General features: G+C 60.1%; 19 protein-coding genes. 8 read left to right on the forward strand and 11 right to left on the reverse strand.

Annotation, left to right across the window (positions count from 1 at the left end; all coding sequences use genetic code 11):
• Position 1 precedes the first annotated feature (1 nt).
• A complete protein-coding gene (gene ssuE, locus BM132_RS01935; RefSeq protein ID WP_092452747.1) occupies positions 2 to 595 on the reverse strand; it encodes an NADPH-dependent FMN reductase in 594 nt (197 codons plus the stop codon).
• 295 nt (positions 596 to 890) lie between these two features.
• Entirely contained in the window at positions 891 to 1529 is a 639-nt protein-coding gene (locus BM132_RS01940) for a peroxiredoxin (protein ID WP_092452750.1), read from the reverse strand.
• A gap of 345 nt (positions 1530 to 1874) precedes the next feature.
• Between BM132_RS01940 and BM132_RS01945 the strand changes: the two genes are divergently transcribed.
• Positions 1875 to 2270: a type VII toxin-antitoxin system MntA family adenylyltransferase antitoxin gene (locus BM132_RS01945; RefSeq protein WP_092395275.1), complete on the forward strand. Its 396-nt coding sequence runs from the start codon at positions 1875 to 1877 to the stop codon at positions 2268 to 2270.
• Entirely contained in the window at positions 2260 to 2688 is a 429-nt protein-coding gene (locus BM132_RS01950; protein ID WP_092452753.1) for a type VII toxin-antitoxin system HepT family RNase toxin, read from the forward strand. Before BM132_RS01945 ends, BM132_RS01950 begins: the two co-directional genes overlap by 11 nt.
• A gap of 71 nt (positions 2689 to 2759) precedes the next feature.
• Here the strand turns inward: BM132_RS01950 and BM132_RS01955 are convergent, their stop codons facing one another.
• From BM132_RS01955 to argE, 3 genes are all read right to left on the reverse strand, one after another.
• Entirely contained in the window at positions 2760 to 4079 is a 1320-nt protein-coding gene (locus tag BM132_RS01955; protein ID WP_092452757.1) for an OprD family porin, read from the reverse strand.
• A gap of 487 nt (positions 4080 to 4566) precedes the next feature.
• Complete coding sequence (gene argA / locus BM132_RS01960) at positions 4567 to 5865, reverse strand: amino-acid N-acetyltransferase (protein ID WP_092452761.1); 1299 nt, start codon at positions 5863 to 5865, stop codon at positions 4567 to 4569.
• A 132-nt stretch (positions 5866 to 5997) separates the two neighbouring features.
• Positions 5998 to 7155, reverse strand: a complete 1158-nt coding sequence (argE, locus tag BM132_RS01965; RefSeq protein ID WP_092452763.1) for an acetylornithine deacetylase — start codon at positions 7153 to 7155, stop codon at positions 5998 to 6000.
• A 158-nt stretch (positions 7156 to 7313) separates the two neighbouring features.
• Here argE and BM132_RS01970 point away from each other — a divergent pair, with 158 nt between their 5' ends.
• Complete coding sequence (locus tag BM132_RS01970; protein ID WP_092452765.1) at positions 7314 to 8681, forward strand: CYTH domain-containing protein; 1368 nt, start codon at positions 7314 to 7316, stop codon at positions 8679 to 8681.
• Between the two features lie 112 nt (positions 8682 to 8793).
• Here BM132_RS01970 and BM132_RS01975 read toward each other — a convergent pair whose 3' ends face one another.
• Positions 8794 to 9264 carry an Lrp/AsnC family transcriptional regulator gene (locus BM132_RS01975; RefSeq protein ID WP_092452768.1) on the reverse strand — a complete coding sequence of 157 codons (471 nt, stop codon included), beginning with the start codon at positions 9262 to 9264 and terminating at the stop codon, positions 8794 to 8796.
• A gap of 125 nt (positions 9265 to 9389) precedes the next feature.
• On the opposite strand from BM132_RS01975, the gene BM132_RS01980 reads away from it, so the two are divergent.
• The 5 genes from BM132_RS01980 (at position 9390) to BM132_RS02000 (ending at position 13605) form a co-directional block, all read left to right on the forward strand.
• Positions 9390 to 9722 carry a hypothetical protein gene (locus BM132_RS01980; RefSeq protein WP_092395255.1) on the forward strand — a complete coding sequence of 111 codons (333 nt, stop codon included), beginning with the start codon at positions 9390 to 9392 and terminating at the stop codon, positions 9720 to 9722.
• A gap of 144 nt (positions 9723 to 9866) precedes the next feature.
• Positions 9867 to 11651, forward strand: coding sequence for a type IV pilus assembly ATPase TfpB (locus BM132_RS01985; protein ID WP_092452771.1), 1785 nt, complete (start codon positions 9867 to 9869; stop codon positions 11649 to 11651).
• A 188-nt stretch (positions 11652 to 11839) separates the two neighbouring features.
• On the forward strand, positions 11840 to 12760 hold the full coding sequence (locus BM132_RS01990; RefSeq protein ID WP_092395249.1) for an SPFH domain-containing protein: 921 nt from the start codon (positions 11840 to 11842) through the stop codon (positions 12758 to 12760).
• 9 nt (positions 12761 to 12769) lie between these two features.
• Complete coding sequence (locus BM132_RS01995) at positions 12770 to 13219, forward strand: NfeD family protein (protein WP_092452775.1); 450 nt, start codon at positions 12770 to 12772, stop codon at positions 13217 to 13219.
• A 65-nt stretch (positions 13220 to 13284) separates the two neighbouring features.
• A complete protein-coding gene (locus BM132_RS02000) occupies positions 13285 to 13605 on the forward strand; it encodes a DUF2388 domain-containing protein (RefSeq protein ID WP_172436019.1) in 321 nt (106 codons plus the stop codon).
• A gap of 184 nt (positions 13606 to 13789) precedes the next feature.
• On the opposite strand, the gene gcvH is transcribed toward BM132_RS02000, so the two are convergent.
• The 5 genes from gcvH to BM132_RS02025 form a co-directional block, all read right to left on the reverse strand.
• The gene (gene gcvH / locus BM132_RS02005; RefSeq protein ID WP_092452778.1) at positions 13790 to 14173 is read right to left on the reverse strand and encodes a glycine cleavage system protein GcvH; all 384 of its coding nucleotides are present in this window, start codon (positions 14171 to 14173) and stop codon (positions 13790 to 13792) included.
• Between the two features lie 51 nt (positions 14174 to 14224).
• Complete coding sequence (gene gcvT, locus BM132_RS02010) at positions 14225 to 15307, reverse strand: glycine cleavage system aminomethyltransferase GcvT (RefSeq protein WP_092395240.1); 1083 nt, start codon at positions 15305 to 15307, stop codon at positions 14225 to 14227.
• A gap of 150 nt (positions 15308 to 15457) precedes the next feature.
• Complete coding sequence (locus tag BM132_RS02015; protein ID WP_092395237.1) at positions 15458 to 17074, reverse strand: ABC transporter permease; 1617 nt, start codon at positions 17072 to 17074, stop codon at positions 15458 to 15460.
• 129 nt (positions 17075 to 17203) lie between these two features.
• A complete protein-coding gene (locus BM132_RS02020) occupies positions 17204 to 18208 on the reverse strand; it encodes an extracellular solute-binding protein (RefSeq protein WP_092452781.1) in 1005 nt (334 codons plus the stop codon).
• 225 nt (positions 18209 to 18433) lie between these two features.
• Positions 18434 to 19651 (reverse strand): 2-octaprenyl-3-methyl-6-methoxy-1,4-benzoquinol hydroxylase, encoded by a 1218-nt coding sequence (locus BM132_RS02025; RefSeq protein WP_177218132.1) that lies wholly within the window; start codon positions 19649 to 19651, stop codon positions 18434 to 18436.
• Between the last annotated feature and the right edge of the window lie 20 nt (positions 19652 to 19671).

Here is a 19671-nt window from a genome sequence, read left to right on the forward strand (position 1 = left end):
GTCAGATGCTCCAGCGAGCACTCAATAGGCGTTCATTCAATACGCTGGGGTCCAGCGGCTTTGGCCGGCGAGCCATGGCGCTGTAGAACTGCTCCAGCGCTTCGCTCAGGCGCGCTTGCAGGGCCGGGGCCAACTGCGCCTGGGCACTGCCTTCGCCATAAGCGATCTGGTTGTCTTCGGCGAAAATCCCATGGAGCATTTCCTCGGCCTTGAGCGCCGACAGCACCGGCTTGAGGGCGTAATCCACCGCCAGCATATGGGCGATGCTGCCGCCCGTGGCCATGGGCAAGACCACCTTATGGGCCAGGGCACGTTCCGGTAGAAGGTCCAGTACGGTCTTCAATGCACCGGAAAAAGACGCCTTGTAGACCGGCGTGGCGATCAGCAGGCCGTCGGCATGCTCGATCTGCTCGAGAAAATCGACCACCATCGGGCTGCCGAAACGGGCATGGAGCAGATCCTCAGCGGGAAAATCGCGTATCTGATAGCTCACCACTTCCACCCGCTGTTGCTGCAACCAACGTTTTGAGCGCTCCAGCAGCACTCCTGAACGGGAGCGCCGGCTGGGACTGCCGCCGAGCGAGACAACCAACATACCAACCATTCCTCAACTGTAACGTGCGATGCGCGGTGGGCGATGTCGCGGGATGGAGCAAACCATAGCAGCCGGTTTATATATCTTTAAATCATATTTATTCATTTATTTATTCGATAAAAATATATAAAAATCAGATCGTAAAAAAGGCCGTCGGAACGGCCAAAACCTTGGTGCACAGTGCTTCTCCGGTGGGAGCGAGCCCACTCGCGAAGGCGTCAGGCTTGGCAAGACTGCGCTGCCTGGCATAACACTTGGCGAGCAGGCTCCCACAGGTGCTGACTCAGGTTGTGCGTTAGCGATTAGGCTGCGGCGTCAGGCGCAGGTAGGGCTTCACCGCGCGATAGCCTTTAGGGAAACGCTGTTTGATTTCGTCTTCATCCTTGAGCGACGGCACGATCACCACTTCATCGCCGTCCTGCCAATTGGCCGGGGTGGCGACTTTGTAGTTGTCGGTCAGTTGCAATGAGTCGATCACCCGCAGGATCTCGTTGAAATTGCGCCCGGTGCTGGCCGGATAGGTGATGGTCAGGCGAATCTTCTTGTTCGGGTCGATCACGAACAGAGAACGCACGGTCAGGGTGTCACTGGCGTTGGGGTGAATCAGGTCATACAGGTCCGAGACTTTGCGGTCAGCGTCAGCCAGGATCGGGAAATTGACGACCGCATTCTGAGTTTCGTTGATGTCCTCGATCCATTTCTGGTGCGAGTCCACCGGGTCCACCGATAGCGCGATGGCCTTGACGCCGCGTTTGTCGAATTCACCCTTGAGGTTGGCGGTCAAGCCCAGCTCGGTGGTGCATACCGGGGTGAAGTCCGCCGGGTGGGAAAACAGCACACCCCAGCTATCGCCGAGCCATTGGTGGAAGCGGATCTTGCCCGCGCTGGAATCCTGTTCGAAGTCGGGGGCGATGTCGCCCAGTCTGAGGCTCATGTGCAGCTCCTGATGGGGTGCTTGGGGAGCCCAACTGTGCCTGCGTTTGACTCGGCTTAGAAAGACCGAATGTCGATTTGTTTATAACGTTTTCAAATATTAAAAAACTGTTCACTGGCACCGGAGCGCCATCGGAGCCAGGATTGCCCCTGAGGTTCGAGAAGGCCTCGATTTGCTGAAAGAGGAGAAGGTTCGAGAAAGGCTACAGGGGTGGGCCCGACTCGAAAACGCAAAAAGCCCCGTCCGGTGTGTTGCCGGGCGGGGCTTTTTCTTACCGGCTTTGTTTGCGCCTTTGATGAGTAAATTATTGGCCCGCTGTCTGGACGAGCGGCTAGGATAGGCAGCATGAACACTCAAGCCTTGTTGACTCATCTGCAAAACCATTTGCCTGATCTACTCGCGGTCTACCTGTTCGGCAGCCATGCACAGGGGACCGCAGGCCCCGACAGTGATGTCGATATGGCTGTGCTCTTGCCTGGCCGGGTCGACCCTGTGTTGTTATGGCAGCTTTCAGGAGACTTGGCGGATATCGCCGGGAGTCCGGTGGACCTGATTGATTTAGGCGCGGCAACGACCGTCATGCAATACCAGATCGTGACCCGGGGTCGGCGACTGTGGGCCAGGGACGTCCAGGCGGGGCTGTTCGAAAGTTTTATTCTCAGTGAAAAAACCGCTTTCGACGCCGCTCGGGCCGGCCTGCTCAAGGATATTCACACAGAAGGCAATGTGTATGGTCGATGATGTATTGGTCAACAAAGCGGCGAGCATTGAGCGCTGCGTCGCCAGGGTGCGGGAGGAATACGACAAGGATCCCGCCACCTTCGCGGCTGATTTCACTCGCCAGGATTCGGCTGTTCTGAATATTCAGCGTGCGTGTGAAGCGGCACTGGATATGGGCCAACATTTGATTCGCCGCGAGCGACTGGGCGTCCCGCAAAGTGCCCGGGATGTCTTCGAGTTACTTTTTCAAGGTGGCTGGGTGGAAGAAGGCTTGGTGAAAAATCTGAAAAACATGGTGGGTTTCAGAAATATCGCCGTGCATGACTATCAAGCCCTGCAACTGCCGATCATGGTTGCCATCATTACCCGGCACCTGGACGACTTCCTGGCATTCAGCGCGTTCATCCTGCGTAAAGACGCCACCCAGTCAGCACCATAGCGCTGCCCCGAAAACGCAAAAAGCCCCGTCCGGTGTGTTGCCGGGCGGGGCTTTTTTTATGGCTCTACGTCTTACATGAAGTTGTAAGTGTAGTTGAAGATCACACGAGTCTGATCCTGATCATCGCCAACACCGCTGCTGCGGTAGGTACCGTGACGCACGGTGGTACCGAAGCCTTTCAACGCGCCCTGCTGGATGACGTAATCCACACGCATGTCGCGTTCCCACTCGGAGTAATCGCTTGCGCCGCTGACGGTTTTAACGTCATCACCACGCAGGTAGGAAACCGAGGCTTTCAGGCCTGGAACGCCCAAGGAAGCGAAGTCGTAGGAGTATTGACCGAACGTGGTGTTTTCACCGGCACGGACAAACCCGTTGATCATGCTATCGGTGAACAGATAGAAACTCGCACCACCGGCACCTTCGGGGCGACCGTTACCATCAACTACGTTGCCCTGGTTCAGGTAGACAAAGCCACCGTCATCGCCGACTTGCTGGTGACCCAACAGGAAGGCACTGCCGCCGAGGGTGTAAGTGAACATCGCGCTCCAGGTCTTGTTATCGACCTCGCCTGGGGTCTTGGCATAGCCGTTGTTGTTGTTGAAGCGATAGCCTGCGTCGCCGTTACGGCCATCCGAGCTACTGTCGAAGTAACGCAGGTCAGTCTTGAAGGATTGACCTTCGCTGATCGGGAAAACGTGTACCGCGCCCAGGAAGTGCTGCTTGTAGTAATCCTGCAAATTAGCGTAGTAGTACTGCAGGGTCAGGTCTTTAGTGACCTTCCAGTCAGCACCGGCAAAGCGGAACTGGTTGCTCTCCTCGGTACCGCCCGCCACTGCCAGACCAGTGCTGTTGCTCGATGCACGACCTGTGGCGTGTTCCAACTGACCAGCGTTGAAAGTAACGTTGTCGATTTCCTTGGAGGTGATGGTGCCACCTTCAAAGGTCTGTGGCAGCAGACGGCTGTCGTTGGCAACCAGGATTGGCAGGTTTGGTGCCAGGGCGCCACCCACGTGAGCTTCTGTCTTGGAGAAAAGTGCCTTTACGTTACCGGACAAACGGCTCCACTCATGTACCGCCGAACCATCCGTATCGCTTGGCATGTAGGAGCCGTTGTTACGACCCCTGCCGCCATCGAGACGAATACCAACCAGCGCCTGAGCGTCGATACCGAAACCAACAACACCTTGTGTGAAGCCAGATTTGTAGTCGAATTTGAGGCCGGTGCCCGTTTCGCGCAGATCTTCACTGCCCGTTTCGTGGTTATCGTTATTGAAGTACAGAGTACGGGAACTGACAGACGCCTTGCTGTCCTCGATAAAACCGGCGGCGCCTGCCTGCTGCGCCAAAACCCCAACGGCCACAGCCAGGGCCAAGGTGGACTTGTTCATGCTTCGCTCCTCTCGTTTTCTAATTCTTGTGTGTCTTTGGCTTCGGGTCGAACGCCCGGAATCCGCGGATGCTTGATTAGCGCCAGTCTGTGACTGGCAAGTCAATCGTAAGCATTTGTGATTACGACCAAGGTCTAACCCTGCGACACCTGCCCGCAGAATAATGGTTTGTTTATAAATCTAAAAATAATTGTTTCATAATTTTTCAGCTCATTTGGAAATATCACGGCCATCAAAGCCTCATCCAACCGTGACATGGCATATCGGCCAGCCTGGGAATTACTGAATGTTTTTATTGATAGCGGTTCTGCAGTGTGGCGATCCTGGGAAACGCAGCAGGCTCCCGAGCATTCCAACTGCAGCACTCATGGACAAAACAGCGTAGCTGCGATCTTGATAGATTCCAGCCTGACGGATCATTGTCTGGAATCAAGAAGGTCGCAGCTACGCGGTTCACTGCGATGGGCGGCTCCCCCAGGCAGCGCGCCTAGAGGGCTTTTTCGAAGATTTTCGAATTGCGCTGATAGTTGTACAGCGATGCCCGCGCCGCTGGCAGACGCTCGACACTGCTGGGCTCAAAGCCCCGCTCGCGGAACCAATGGGCCGTACGGGTGGTGAGTACGAACAGCGTCTTGAGTCCTTTGGCCCGAGCCCGGCTTTCAATCCGCTCCAGCAGCTCATCGCCACGACCGCCGTGGCGGTATTCCGGATTCACCGCCAGGCACGCCAGTTCCCCGGCATCCGAGTCGGCGATCTGGTAAAGCGCCGCGCAGGCGATGATCATGCCTTCGCGTTCGACCACGCTGAACTGCTCAATCTCACGCTCCAGCACTTCGCGGGAACGACGCACCAGAATCCCCTGCTCTTCCAGCGGGCTGATCAGGTCCAGCAAACCGCCGACATCCTCGATGGCCGCTTCGCGCACCACCTCGAATTGTTCCTGGGCCACCAGCGTACCGCTGCCATCGCGGGTAAACAGTTCGGCCAGCAACGCACCGTCTTCGACGTAGCTGACGATATGACTGCGCGCCACACCACCGCGACAGGCCTGGGCCGCCGCATCCAGCAGCTCGGCCTGATAGTCACTGCCCAGCCGTTGCATGTGGGCCGGGACCTGTTGCGGGCGCAACTCGCGTACCAACCGACCATCTTCGCCGATCAACCCCTGCTCGGCACCGAACAGCAGCAGTTTGTCGGCTGCCAGGTCAATGGCCGCCCGGGTCGCGACGTCTTCGCAGGCGAGGTTGAAAATCTCCCCGGTCGGCGAATAGCCCAATGGTGACAGCAGGACGATGGAGCGCTCGTCCAGCAGGCGATTGATGCCTTTGCGATCGACCCGACGGACTTCGCCGGTGTGGTGATAATCCACGCCTTCCAGTACGCCGATGGGCCGTGCCGTCACGAGGTTGCCGCTGGCGACACGCAGGCGCGAACCCTGCATCGGCGAGGACGCCATGTCCATCGACAGCCGCGCTTCGATAGCAATGCGCAACTGGCCGACAGCGTCGATCACACACTCCAGGGTTGCAGCGTCGGTGATGCGCATACCGTGGTGGTAATGGGGCGTCAGGCCCCGCGCAGCGAGGCGGGTTTCGATCTGTGGGCGCGAACCATGAACCAGCACCAGGCGTACACCCAGGCTGTGCAGCAACACCAGGTCATGGACGATGTTGCCGAAGTTCGGATGTTCCACACCATCGCCGGGCAGCATGACGATGAAGGTGCAATCGCGGTGGGCGTTGATGTAGGGCGAAGCGTGACGAAGCCAATTGACGTATTCGGGCATGAACCTGGGCCTGTAATAAATAGCAGCCGAAAAAAGACGAAACGGAACGCACAGCGGGCTGATGGTTATCGTCGGAACAGGCTTGGCGACACGCGCGCTCTCCTCATGAATACGAGCCCGGATGTGGGCAATTTAGCCGGCCGTGGCCGGTGTCAGGCAGTAATGTTCGATCAGTTGCCGCAATAGCTGCACGGTAGGTTGCAAACGTGACATTTCAAGGTACTCGCCCGGTTGGTGGGCACAGGCGATATCGCCGGGGCCAAGTACCAGGGTTTCGCAGCCAAGACGCTGAAGATAAGGCGCTTCGGTGCCAAACGCCACTGCTTCGGCACGATGGCCGGTGAGTCGCTCGGCCACTCGCACCAGTTCGCAGTCTTCGGCCTGCTCGAAGGGCGGCACCTCGGGAAACAGCGGTGCGTAGTCGATCTTGACTTTATGGCGCTCGGCGATGGGATTGAGCTTCTGCTGGATCGCAGCCCGCAAGACATTCGGGTCCATGCCAGGCAATGGCCGCAGGTCGAACTCCATGGAGCACTGGCCGCAAATCCGGTTGGGGTTGTCGCCGCCGTGGATGCAGCCGAAATTCAGGGTTGGCTGTGGCACGGTGAATTGCGGGTTACGAAATTCGCGCTGCCATTGCAGGCGCAGGCCACGCAATTCGCCCATGGCGTCGTGCATCGCTTCAAGGGCGCTGTGACCCAGGCTCGGGTCGGAGGAATGGCCGCTGCGCCCAAGGATATCGATGCGCTCCATCATGATGCCTTTGTGCATCCGGATCGGCTTGAGGCCGGTCGGCTCGCCGATCACCGCCGCGCGCCCCAACGGCCTTCCGGCATCGGCCAGGGCGCGGGCGCCGGCCATGGAGCTTTCTTCGTCGCAAGTGGCCAGGATCAGCAAGGGCTGCTTGAACGGCTGCTCCAGCAAGGGCTTGACCGCTTCGATGGCCAGGGCGAAAAAGCCCTTCATGTCGCAACTGCCCAGGCCAACCCAACGACCATCGACCTCGGTGAGCTTCAGCGGATCGGTCTGCCACAACTGGCCGTCGAACGGCACCGTGTCGCTGTGCCCGGCCAGCACCAGGCCTCCGGGACCGCTGCCGAAACTGGCCAGTAAATTGAACTTGCCGGGGTTGACCTGCTGGATATCACAGGAGAACCCCAGGTCGGCGAGCCAGCCCGCCAGCAGCTCGATCACGGCACTGTTGGATTGGTCCAGCCCAGGCTGGGTACAACTGACCGAAGGCACGGCGATCAGGGCAGCGAACTGATCTTTCAGGGTAGGCAAAGGCATCGCTGGCTCCGGACTTACAAATTGACGTTCATCATAGAACCATCCGGCGCAAGGAAGAAACCGTCGCGGCGCGTAGGACGGATGAGTCCTGTACACTGCACGACCTTGGCAGCCACACCTTCCCCCGGCTGCGCACTCGATCCCTGGATTTTCCGGCCATGCAGAAAGAAACCGAAATCAAACTCCGCGTCAGCCGCGAGACCCTGGCAGCCTTGCGCGAGCACCCATTGCTCAAGAAACGCAACAAAAGCGGCTGGGAACGCCACGAACTGATGAACCAGTATTTCGACACGCCAGAGCGCGACCTGGCCGGGGCCAAGGTCGCCCTGCGCCTGCGGCGCGACGGCGAAGAGGTGATCCAGACCCTCAAGACGCGCGGCCAGAGCATCGCCGGCCTGTCCGAGCGCAACGAGTACGACTGGCACCTGCCCAAAGCCAAGCTCGACCTGAAGAAACTCGATGGCGAATGCTGGCCAGAGACGTTGGCCGAACTGGACAAGAAAACCCTCAAGGCCATCTTCACCACAGACTTCGTTCGTGAACGCGCGGAAATCGCCTGGGGCCGCGGCAAAAGCAAAGTGGTCATCGAGGCCGCGCTGGACCTGGGCCACGTCGTGGTCGGCAAGCAGAAGGAAGAAATCTGCGAGCTGGAGCTGGAATTGCGCGAAGGCGAACCCGCCGCCCTGCTGGAACTGGCGGCCGAGCTGGCCGCGACCCTGCCCCTGATGCCGTGTGATATCAGCAAGGCCGAGCGTGGCTATCGCCTGCATGATGCGAACAGCTATGCCCTGAGCCTGCCAGCCCCGCAATTGACCGCCGAGATGCCACTCGATGATGCCTTTGCCGCGCTGAGTTGGCATTTGCTGGGCAGCAGCCAGCGTCTGGCCGAACAGTATCGCTTTAACGGCCACTGGCGCCTGCTGCAGGACTGGGTGGAAAACCTGGCCGAACTGCGCGCCCTGCTCAGCAGCCTTGGCCAGGCCGCACCACGCCAATCGACCCATGACCTGCGCGTCGCCCTGGACGCACTGCTGGAAGACTGGCGCCCGTTGGTCCAGGCCGGCCTGGATGACGAAGACGTGCGCAAGGCCGCGCCGGAACAGTTCCTTGAAGAGCTGCAAGACCCGCGCTGGGGCCAATTCTCCCTCAACACTTCACGCTGGCTGCTGGCTCGTAGCTGGGCTGCCGAGCGCAACACCCGCGGCAATCGCCAGGGAGCGGCCCAACTGGGTAGCTGGCTGCCCCGCCTGCTGGGCGAAGAATCGTCGTCGCTGCAACTGCAACGCTATCAGCAACAGCCGGAAGACCTGGCCGAACAGCTGCCGCGCATCGAACGCATCCAGGCCTGGCTGCACCACGCTCGCCAGGTGCTGGAAATCCCGGAAATGGACCGCCTCTACGGGGAGCTGAACAAACTGGCGCAACTGGCCAACGAACCGATTACCGACGAAGCCCTGGAGGCGCGCAAGCAACAGGCGATTGCGGTCTATCAGAATCGGGCCTGGAAGACTTTGCTGCGGCTGTAACATCGCCATCGCGAGCAGGCTCGCTCCCACAATGGATCTTCGGCGAACAGAGATTCCATGTGGGAGCGAGCCTGCTCGCGATGGGGCCAGCACAAACACCGCAAAAATAAGCTCAGCGCAGTACCGGCAAACTCGTCGTCGACTTGATCTCCGACAGCGCCACGATCGAGTTCACTTCCTGGATCCCAGGCACCATCGACAGCTTTTCGAAGAAGAAGCGTTCATACGCCTCGATGTCCGCCGTGACGATGCGCAGCAGGAAATCCACCGAGCCCATCAGCACGTAGCATTCCAGCACCTCGGGGAAGCCGCGAATGGCTTCGGTGAACTCCGTGAAATTTGAACGTCCGTGCGCGTTGAGTTTGATTTCGGCGAATATCTGCGTGTTGAGGCCGATTTTCTTGCGATCGAGCAAGGTCACCTGACCGCGGATAATCCCTTCCTCCTTCATCCGTTGAATTCGCCGCCAACAGGGGGATTGGGACAAGCCCACCTGCTCGGCGATTTGCGCACTGGACAGCGAAGCATCCTCTTGCAGCAGCGCCAGAATCCTGCGGTCGTAGCCGTCCAGTTCATCGTGCATAAATAAACCCTTTTTATGTTAAATTCTGAATAGAATTATTCTCAATATCTGGAGAATCATCCATATTAGATAAGAAATACCCCTTCGCGCATGTAAACATTTCTCCATAACCCCGGAGACTGTCCATGCCCCCTCTCGAAGCCGTCACCCCCACCCGCACCGATGTCTGGCACGCTCATAACGCCCATTGTCGCGCTCGCTACCATCTGCTGGCCGAAGCTGAACCGGATCTGCTGTGCCGGGCGCTGAATCTGTTTGCCTTGCAGGGCCTGACACCCCGACAGGTCCGCGTCGAACGCCACGACGATCTGCTGTCGATGGAACTCCTCATGGACGGCTTGAGCTGGCACCGTGCCCAAGTGCTCGCTGAAAAATTACGTAACCTGATCAGCGTGTGTTCCGTGGACCTGCAAGACGCTGACAGTGCGCGCCTTGAGCCGGCCCAGGCGGCAGGCTGAAAGGCTAGCGGCAAGAATTCGAAACGCATTGGTCGGGTAGTGGCCCAACGGTCCATAGTGTCGGGACTATTCTTTTGCAGACCGAGCGAGGACGCCGAAGCGTCTGTATCGCGGCTTTGCTGCAATTGTCCAATAGGAACCCGCATGTCCACCAAACACGCCACTCAGGACCGCTGGCTGGACCTCAACGATCTGCTGCGCCAACTGGTCGCCCAGGGCTTCATCAGCCAGGACTGCGCCGAAACCGCACTCAATGCGCGCCGGCGCCATAGCGCCAGCGCCCAGCTGCACCCACTGGAGTTCATCGCCAACCAGCATCTGGACGACCTCAGCCGCCCCGGCAAGCGCCTGGACCTGGAAAGCCTGACCCTCTGGCTGTCGCAGCAGGCCGGCCAGCCCTACCTGCGCATCGACCCGCTGAAAATCAACGTGGCGGCCGTCACGCCGCTGATGTCCTACGCCTTTGCCCAGCGCCACAAGATTCTCGCGGTGGCTGTGGACCGCGACGCGGTCACGGTGGCCAGCGCGCAGCCTTACGTCCGCAGTTGGGAAGCAGACTTGACCCATGTGCTCAAGCTGCCGATCCAGCGAGTCGTTGCCAACCCGGTCGATATCCAGCGCTTGAGCGTGGAGTTCTATCGCCTGGCCAAATCGGTCAGCGGCGCCACGACGGTCGACCAGCAACCGAGCAACCTGAGCAATTTCGAACAACTGCTCAACCTGGGCGCCAGCGATCAGGAGCCGGACGCCAACGACGCTCATATCGTCAATATTGTCGACTGGCTGTTCCAGTACGCCTTCCAGCAACGCGCCAGCGATATCCACATCGAACCGCGTCGCGAGCAGGGGACGGTGCGCTTTCGCATCGACGGGGTGCTGCACACCGTCTATCAGTTCCCGCCGCAGGTGACGATGGCGATCATCAGTCGCCTCAAGAGCCTGGGGCGGATGAACGTCGCGGAAAAGCGCAAGCCCCAGGACGGTCGCGTCAAGACCAAGACCCCAGATGGCGGCGAAGTGGAATTACGCCTGTCGACGCTGCCCACGGCGTTTGGCGAAAAAATGGTCATGCGGATCTTCGATCCCGAAGTACTGCTCAAGGACTTCGACCAGCTCGGTTTCTCCGCCGATGACTTGCGCCGCTGGCAAGACATGACCCGTCAGCCCAACGGCATCATCCTGGTGACCGGCCCCACCGGTTCGGGCAAGACCACCACCCTCTACACCACCCTCAAGAAGCTGGCGACGCCGGAGGTAAACCTCTGCACCATCGAGGACCCGATTGAAATGGTCGAAGGGTCCTTCAACCAGATGCAGGTGCAGCACAACATCGACCTGACTTTCGCCGCCGGAGTACGGGCGCTGATGCGGCAAGACCCGGACATCATCATGATCGGCGAGATCCGCGACCTGGAAACCGCCGAAATGGCGATCCAGGCGGCGCTCACCGGACACCTCGTCCTCTCGACCCTGCACACCAACGATGCACCGAGCGCCATCAGTCGTTTGCTGGAACTCGGCGTGCCCCATTACCTGATCAAAGCCACGGTGCTCGGTGTCATGGCCCAGCGCCTGGTACGCACGCTATGCCCGCACTGCAAGGCCCCCCTGACCCTGGATGACGACGATTGGCAAACCCTGACACGCCCCTGGCAGGCCCCGTTGCCGGGCAATGCCCAACAGGCCGTCGGCTGCCTGGAGTGTCGTGACACCGGCTATCGTGGCCGTGCCGGGGTCTACGAAATCATGCAATTGACCGACAGCGTCAAAAGCTTGATTCACCCCGACACCGACCTGCTGGCAGTGCGTCGCCAGGCGTTCAAGGAAGGGATGCGCAGCTTGCGGCTGTCGGGGGCGCAAAAGGTGGCGGCGGGCTTGACCACTGTCGAGGAAGTGTTGCGGGTGACGCCACAGAGTGAGCAGAAGTAATTGTGGCGAGGGGATTTATCCCCGTTGGCTTGCGGAGCAAGCCCAATTACAGACAACACAATCGGTCTGAAACACCACGTTGTCAGTTGGGGCCTGCTTCGCAGCCCAGCGGGGATAAATTCCCTCGCCACAGATAATGGCCGCTTGCCTTACACTCACGGATCATCTCATTTAAACAAGGAGCAGTTATGCAGATCGGTAGCGTACTTTTACTTTTTATCGGGCTGGTGGTCGCCATCCTGTTCATGGGCTTCAAGGTCGTGCCCCAGGGGTACCAATGGACCGTCGAGCGGTTCGGGCGCTACACCAACACCCTCAAGCCCGGCCTGAACATCATCATTCCCGTGATGGACCGTATCGGTCGCAAGATCAACGTCATGGAAAGCGTACTGGACATCCCGCCACAGGAAGTCATTACCGCCGACAACGCCACGGTGCAGATAGACGCGGTGTGCTTCTTTCAGGTGGTGAATACGGCCCAGGCGGCCTATGAGGTCAACAACCTCGAACACGCCATCCGCAACCTGCTGCAAACCAACATCCGTACCGTGCTTGGCTCCATGGAGCTGGATGCGATGCTGAGCCAGCGTGATGGGATCAACGAAAAGCTGCTGCGCACTGTCGACGAAGCCACGGCGCCGTGGGGTATCAAGATCACCCGGATCGAGATCAAGGACATCAGCCCGCCGGCGGATCTCATGGCTGCCATGTCGGGACAAATGAAAGCCGAACGGATCAAGCGTGCCCAGATCCTGGAAGCTGAAGGCCTGCGCGCCTCAGCGATTCTGACCGCCGAAGGCAAGAAACAGGCGCAGATCCTCGAGGCCGAAGGCAGCCGTCAGGCCGCGTTCCTGGAATCCGAGGCCCGTGAGCGTCAGGCGGAGGCCGAAGCGCTGGCCACCAAAGTAGTATCCGAAGCGATTGCCGCCGGTAATGTTCAGGCGGTGAACTACTTCGTCGCACAAAAATATATCGACGCCCTGGGTCGTCTGGCCTCGGCCAACAACAGCAAGGTCATCCTGATGCCATTGGAGGCCAGCCAGGTGATCGGGGCAGTCGGTGGCATCGGTGAGATCGTCAAGGCCACTTTCGACAGCAAGAAAAGCTGAGGCTCGGGTATGTGGGCTTTCCTGCAACAGATGTCGTATTGGGACTGGCTGGCGCTGGGCGTCATCCTGTTGATCCTGGAAGTGTTCGGTGCCGGTGGCTACCTGCTATGGATCGGCATGGCCGCAGCGGCGGTCGGCGTGCTGACATTCATCCTGCCGCAGTTGTCATGGGAGATGCAGTTCCTGCTGTTCGGGCTGTTCGCCATGGCGACAGCGTTGTACTGGTGGCGACGTCAGCGCAGTGCCGTCCGTGAAAGCGATCAGCCTCTCCTGAACCTGCGTGGACAGGAGCTGATCGGCAAAACTTTCCAGGTGCACGAAGCAATCATCGACGGGCGCGGCAAGATCAAGGTGGCCGACGGGGTGTGGCTGGTCAAAGGCCCCGAATCGCCCGTGGGTACGCGGGTCCGGGTGGTGGCACAGGAAGGGGCGGTATTGAGGGTGGAACGGGATGACTGAAGGGTCACGGAACTGAACGCGGGCATTGACGCTCAAAACCTATAGTTAACCCTGTGGAGTCACCAATCATGCGTCTCAAACTTGCTGTCGCGACCCTGGCCTTGCTGTCTCTTCCTGTCGGCTCGGCAATGGCCGACACATTTTGGCGTAACGTCATTTCATCCGGTGCAACCACCGGTTCCACCTACCTGACCTTCAAGGACAACAAGCTGATCGTCGCCGCTCAGGACGATGCCGGCAGTTTCGTTGCCAGCGACGGCGGTATCCGTGGTCCTTACCTGGAAGCTGCGATGCAGAAAGTCCGTGCCGACAACCCAGGCCTGCAGGCCACCGACATGGAATTGGCCAACGCGATCCTGGCGAAAAACGCCGTCGCCCAGGACTGATTCCAGACCCATAAACAAAATGCCGCTCGATGGGAGCGGCATTTTTTTGCCCGAAAATATTATCAGGCTGTACGCAGTATCCCGCGTGGGAGCGGGCTTGCTCGCGAAAGCGGTGTATCAGTCAACAACACTGAAGCTGACACACCGCTTTCGCGAGCAAGCCCGCTCCCACATTAGATCCGGGTTATTCGCCGATAGCAGCCTCGTAGCCTGCCGCATCAAGCAGCTTGTCCAACTCGGCCTTGTCGCTTGGCTTGAGCTTGAAAATCCACGCGCCGTAAGGATCGGAGTTCAGCAGTTGCGGTGAACCGCCCAGGTCTTCGTTGACCGCAATCACTTCGCCACTGATCGGCGAGTAGATGTCGGAAGCAGCCTTGACCGACTCCACCACACCGGCCTGGTCACCGGCGGAAAAAACCTTACCGGCCTCGGTCAGTTCGATATACACCACATCACCCAGAGCTTCCTGCGCATAATCGCTAATGCCCACGGTGACCGTACCGTCAGCTTCCAGACGCGCCCACTCGTGGCTTTTGGCAAAACGCAGTTCGGCAGGGATATCACTCATATTCTGTGTCCTCAAGAGTAGTGTCAGCGGCCAGCGGCCCGCCGCAAAAGGTTAGATCAGGGTTTTGCCATGGCGGACGAAGGTCGGCTTGACCACTCGTACCGGGTACCACTTACCACGAATTTCCACCTCGGCACGATCGGCGGTGGCCATCGGAACGCGTGCCAAGGCAATTGACTTGCTAAGCGTAGGAGAAAAACTACCACTGGTGATCTCCCCTTCGCCAACATCGGCGATGCGGACCACCTGATGAGCGCGCAGAACGCCGCGCTCCTCCAACACCAGGCCCACCAGTTTTTGCTGTACACCGCCGGCCAGTTCGGCTTCCAGCGCACTGCGACCGATAAACTGACGGCTCGCCGGTTCCCAGGCGATGCTCCAGGCCATGTTCGAGGCCAGCGGCGAAACCTCCTGGTGGATATCCTGGCCATACAGGTTCATGCCGGCTTCCAGGCGCAAGGTATCGCGAGCGCCAAGGCCGATGGGAGAAATGCCGGCGCCCACCAGATCATTGAAAAAACTCGGGGCTTCGTGGGCAGGCAGGACGATTTCCAGGCCATCTTCGCCAGTGTAGCCGGTGCGGGCGATGAACCAGTCACCGTCGGCACGGCCTTCGAAAGGCTTGAGTTGCTGGATCAGTTGGCCGCGCGATTGCGAGACCAGTTCGGCAATCTTGTGACGGGCCTGGGGGCCCTGGATAGCCAGCATTGCCAGTTCGGGGCGCTCAAGCAGGCGCACATCGTATTCACCAAGCTGCGCCTGCATCCAGGCCAGGTCCTGGTCGCGGGTCGAGGCGTTGAAGACCAGCCGATAGCCGTGCTCGACCCGATAAATGATCATGTCGTCGACGATGCCGCCGCGCTCGTTAAGCATGGTGCTGTACAAGGCACGTCCCGTGTCCTGCAAGCGATCGACATCGTTGGCCAGCAAGCGCTGCAACCAGGCCTTGGCCTGGGGACCGGCGACATCGATAACGGTCATGTGGGATACATCGAACACACCGCAGTCGCGACGCACCTGATGGTGCTCCTCAACCTGCGAGCCGTAATGCAAAGGCATATCCCAACCGCCAAAATCGACCATCTTCGCGCCGAGGGCGAGATGAAGGTCATACAGAGGCGTACGCTGTCCCATGGGTGTCTCCTTCCGGGCTTGGCGAAGGTGCGGACGAGCACTGCACAGCGTGAACGCCAAAAACGTTTTCAGACGCTATCAGTTGCCCGGTCCGACAGACGGACCGCACCGAATGCCGCGCATTGTAGCCGCATGATGTAGGACTGACACCTAGCTGTTTCGATGGGCAGAGCGTCGTATCAATCCGATGACCGGCAACAACCCCACCAGCACCAGGGTCAGCGCCGGTAACGCGGCCCGGGCCCACTCCCCTTCACTGGTCATTTCGAAGATCCGCACCGCCAGCGTGTCCCAGCCGAACGGGCGCATCAGCAGGGTCGCGGGCATTTCCTTGAGCACATCGACGAACACCAGCAACGCCGCACTCAGGGTGCCCGGCAACAGCAACGGCAGATACACTTTGAAAAACAGTCGCGGCCCACTGACCCCAAGACTACGTGCCGCTTCAGGCAAAGAAGGGCGGATTCGCGCGAGGCTGCTTTCCAGTGGACCGTAGGCCACGGCCAAAAAGCGCACCAGATAGGCCAGCAGCAGGGCCGACAGGCTGCCCAACAGCAACGGTTTGCCGGCACCGCCCAGTAGCGTTGACAGGGGGATGACCAGTTCGCGGTCCAGATAACTGAAGGCAAGCATGATCGATACCGCCAGCACCGAACCGGGCAAGGCGTAGCCCAGGTTCGCCAGGCCGACACCGGCGCGAATGGGACGGGTCGGCGCCAGACGGCGGGCGAACGCCAACAGCAAGGCGACGCAAACGGTGACCAGGGCCGCCAGCCCACCCAGATAGAGCGTGTGGACGATCAGCCCGGCATAACGTTCGTCCAGATCGAACCGGCCGCGCTGCCAGAACCACACCAGCAGTTGCAGCATCGGAATAACAAAAGCACAGGCAAATACCAGGGCGCACCAGCCGCTGGCCGCCGCAGCCTTGAGGCCGCGCAAGTGATAAAGCGCCTTGACCCGGGGTCGCTCGTTGCTCGCCCGCTGGGCGCCTCGGGCGCGGCGTTCGCCGTAAAGCACCAGCATCACCGCCAGCAACAACAGACTGGCCAGTTGCGCGGCGCTGGAGAGGCTGAAGAAGCCGTACCAGGTTTTGTAGATGGCCGTGGTGAAGGTGTCGAAGTTGAACACCGAGACCGCGCCGAAATCCGCCAGGGTTTCCATCAACGCCAGCGCCACGCCGGCACCAATGGCCGGCCTGGCGACCGGCAACGCCACTCGCCAGAACGCCTGCCAGGGCGACTGCCCCAGCACCCGGGCCGCTTCCATCAAGCCCTTGCCTTGGGCCAGGAATGCACTTCGCGCCAGCAAATAAACGTACGGGTAAAAAACCAGGACCAACACCAGGATCACCCCGCCGGTGGAGCGAACCCGGGGCAGGCGCAGGTTGCTGCCGAACCATTCGCGCATCAATGTCTGCACCGGTCCGGCAAAGTCCAGCAGGCCGACGAAGACAAACGCCAGCACGTAGGCCGGAATCGCAAACGGCAACATCAACGCCCAGTCGAGCCAGCGTCGGCCGGGGAACTCACACAGGCTGGTGAGCCAGGCGAGGCTGACGCCCAGCAAGGTTACACCGACACCCACGCCGACAATCAGCGTCAGGGTGTTGCCCAACAAGCGTGGCATCTGGGTATCCCACAGGTGGGACCATATCTGCTGGTCGATGTTTTGCCAGGACAGCAGCAGGACGCTCAAGGGCAACAGCACCAGCGCGGCGATAGCAAAAACCAGAGGGTACCAGCGGCGTTGGACGGGGTGGGTCAAGGGGGAGTCTCGGGGCTGACAGCAAACGCCTATTAAACCGCAAAAAAAAGATCGCAGCCTGCGACAGTTCCTACATTGGGACGCGAATCCCTGTAGGAGCTGCCGCAGGCTGCGATCTTGAGTGCTTTTTTAGTTCCAGCCAGCGCGATCCATCAAGCGGATGGCTTCGGCCTGGCGTTTACCCGCCACTTCCACCGGCAGGGTGTCGGCCTTGAACTTGCCCCAGGCGGCGACTTCCTTGGAAGGCTCCACGTTCGGGTTGGCCGGGAACTCCTGGTTCACGTCGGCAAAAATGTTCTGGGCTTCAGGCGTGGTCATCCACTCCACCAGTTTCTTCGCCGCTTCCGGGTGCGGTGCGTACTTGGTCAGGCCGATGCCCGAGAGGTTGATGTGCACGCCACGGTCGGCCTGGTTCGGCCAGAACAGCTTGACCTTCAGGTCCGGCTTCTGCTGGTGCAGGCGCCCGAAGTAGTAAGTGTTGACGATACCGACGTCGCACTGCCCGGCATTGATGGCCTCAAGCAATGCCGTGTCATCGGAGAACACATCGGTGGACAGGTTCTTGACCCAACCCTTGATGATCTCTTCGGTTTTTTCCGCGCCGTGGGTTTCGATCAGGGTGGCGGTCAGGGACTGGTTGTAGACCTTCTTCGAGGTGCGCAGGCACAGGCGGCCTTCCCACTCTTTACCCGCCAGGGCTTCATAGGTGGTCAGTTCGCTCGGTTTGACCCGGTCGGTGGAGTAGACAATGGTCCGCGCCCGCAGGCTCAGGCCGGTCCAGGCGTGGGAAGACGCACGGTATTGGGCCGGGATGTTGGCGTCGATCACCTTGGAAGTGAACGGTTGGAGAATCCCCATCTGCTCGGCCTGCCAGAGGTTGCCGGCGTCAACGGTGAGCAGCAGGTCGGCGGTGGCATTTTCACCCTCGGCCTTGATCCGCTGCATCAATGGCGCTTCCTTGTCGGTGATGAACTTCACCGGGACGCCAGTCTTCTTGGTGTACGCATCGAAAACCGGCTTGATCAGTTCATCGATACGCGAGGAGTAGACCACCACCTCATCGGCAGCCTGGGCGGCAGTGGCGCCGATCAGGGTCAGGGCGAGGACGGACAGCAGACGCTTGGATGCCAACATGGGGGCGGTCTCTCGATTGTTATAAGTGCGCAAATGATAAGGACTCACATTTAGCTTCTCAATCTAACACTGCGCAGACACGTTTCAAAATGTTGCAGCTATGAGATGTGCTGTGTTTTTGCGTCCGCCATCGCGGGCAAGCCTTGCTCCCACAAAAGTCGTCCTACATTGCCCTCTGTGGGAGCATGGCTTGCCCGCGATGAGGTCTTTCGTCCCGACAAAAATCTAGGCCTTGGCCAAATCCGGCAGGTCCCCAGTCAACCCCAGCGCCTCACGCACAAACAGCGCCTTCGCTTCGGGCAGACCGTCCACCAGTTTCAGCCCGGTATTACGCAGCCAGCGCACCGGCAACGGATCGGCCTGGAACAGCCGCTCAAACCCTTCCATCGCGGCCATCAGCGCCAGGTTATGGGGCATGCGTCGGCGTTCGTAGCGGCTCAATACCTTCACGTCCGCCAGCCGTTCACCGCGCCCGGCTGCCTGCAGCAGCACTTCGGCCAGGACGGCGGCATCCAGGAAACCCAGGTTCACCCCCTGTCCGGCCAGCGGATGGATGGTGTGGGCCGCATCGCCGATCAGCGCCAGCCCTTCGGCCACGTAGCGCTTGGCATGGCGCTGGCGCAGCGGTACGCACAAGCGCGGATCGGCACTCAGCACCGTCCCCAGTTGACCTTCGAAGGCCCGCTCCAGTTGGTTGCAGAAATCCGCTTCCTCAAGCGCCATCAACCGCTGTGCCTCGCCAGGGGTGGTGGACCAGACGATCGAGCACCAATCCTGCTGGCCGTCGCGCTCCAGTGGCAGGAATGCCAAGGGACCGTTATCGGTAAAGCGCTGCCATGCGGTCATCCGATGAGGCCGAGCGCTGCGCACACTGGTCACGATGGCATGGTGCAGGTAATCCCATTCCCGGGTCGCGACCCCGGTCAAGCGACGCACGGCGGAGTTCGCCCCGTCGGCGGCGATCACCAGCGGTGCCCGCAGGGTGCGGCCATCGGCCAGGGTGAGCAACCAGTCATCGCCGGAGCGGCGCATCTGCTCAAGCCGCGCGTTGGCCAGCAGGCCCAGATCGCAGTCATGCAGGCGCTCCAGCAGGGCATCCTGCACGACGCGGTTTTCGACGATGTGCCCCAGGACCTCGGCATGCAGGCTGGCCGCCGAGAAATGGATCTGCCCGGTGCCGCTGCCGTCCCAGACGTGCATGTCGGTATAAGGACTGGCGCGCCGGGCGATAATGCCGTCCCAGACCCCAAGACGATCAAGGATCCGCTGGCTCGCCGCCGACAAGGCACTGACCCGGGGTTCGAAGGCAGCCTGGGGATCGAAGGGTTTGACGCTCATCGGGCTGCCGTCGAGCAACAGCACTTGCAGGCCACTGCCCTGCAACGCCAGCGCCAGGGCGCTGCCGACCATTCCGGCGCCGACAATCAGCAGATCTGCACGCAATTCCATGCTTTAAGCCTGTT

Origin of the sequence: Pseudomonas sp. NFACC45 (assembly GCF_900113505.1) — a bacterium.
In the GTDB taxonomy this organism is placed as follows: Bacteria; Pseudomonadota; Gammaproteobacteria; order Pseudomonadales; family Pseudomonadaceae; genus Aquipseudomonas; species Aquipseudomonas tehranensis.

Coding starts and splice junctions, on each gene's coding strand:
- ssuE (WP_092452747.1), bottom strand. CDS start 595: ATGTTGGTTGTCTCGCTCGGCGGCAGTCCCAGCCGGCGCTCCCGTTCA.
- BM132_RS01940 (WP_092452750.1), bottom strand. CDS start 1,529: ATGAGCCTCAGACTGGGCGACATCGCCCCCGACTTCGAACAGGATTCC.
- BM132_RS01945 (WP_092395275.1), top strand. CDS start 1,875: ATGAACACTCAAGCCTTGTTGACTCATCTGCAAAACCATTTGCCTGAT.
- BM132_RS01950 (WP_092452753.1), top strand. CDS start 2,260: ATGGTCGATGATGTATTGGTCAACAAAGCGGCGAGCATTGAGCGCTGC.
- BM132_RS01955 (WP_092452757.1), bottom strand. CDS start 4,079: ATGAACAAGTCCACCTTGGCCCTGGCTGTGGCCGTTGGGGTTTTGGCG.
- argA (WP_092452761.1), bottom strand. CDS start 5,865: ATGCCCGAATACGTCAATTGGCTTCGTCACGCTTCGCCCTACATCAAC.
- argE (WP_092452763.1), bottom strand. CDS start 7,155: ATGCCTTTGCCTACCCTGAAAGATCAGTTCGCTGCCCTGATCGCCGTG.
- BM132_RS01970 (WP_092452765.1), top strand. CDS start 7,314: ATGCAGAAAGAAACCGAAATCAAACTCCGCGTCAGCCGCGAGACCCTG.
- BM132_RS01975 (WP_092452768.1), bottom strand. CDS start 9,264: ATGCACGATGAACTGGACGGCTACGACCGCAGGATTCTGGCGCTGCTG.
- BM132_RS01980 (WP_092395255.1), top strand. CDS start 9,390: ATGCCCCCTCTCGAAGCCGTCACCCCCACCCGCACCGATGTCTGGCAC.
- BM132_RS01985 (WP_092452771.1), top strand. CDS start 9,867: ATGTCCACCAAACACGCCACTCAGGACCGCTGGCTGGACCTCAACGAT.
- BM132_RS01990 (WP_092395249.1), top strand. CDS start 11,840: ATGCAGATCGGTAGCGTACTTTTACTTTTTATCGGGCTGGTGGTCGCC.
- BM132_RS01995 (WP_092452775.1), top strand. CDS start 12,770: ATGTGGGCTTTCCTGCAACAGATGTCGTATTGGGACTGGCTGGCGCTG.
- gcvH (WP_092452778.1), bottom strand. CDS start 14,173: ATGAGTGATATCCCTGCCGAACTGCGTTTTGCCAAAAGCCACGAGTGG.
- gcvT (WP_092395240.1), bottom strand. CDS start 15,307: ATGGGACAGCGTACGCCTCTGTATGACCTTCATCTCGCCCTCGGCGCG.
- BM132_RS02020 (WP_092452781.1), bottom strand. CDS start 18,208: ATGTTGGCATCCAAGCGTCTGCTGTCCGTCCTCGCCCTGACCCTGATC.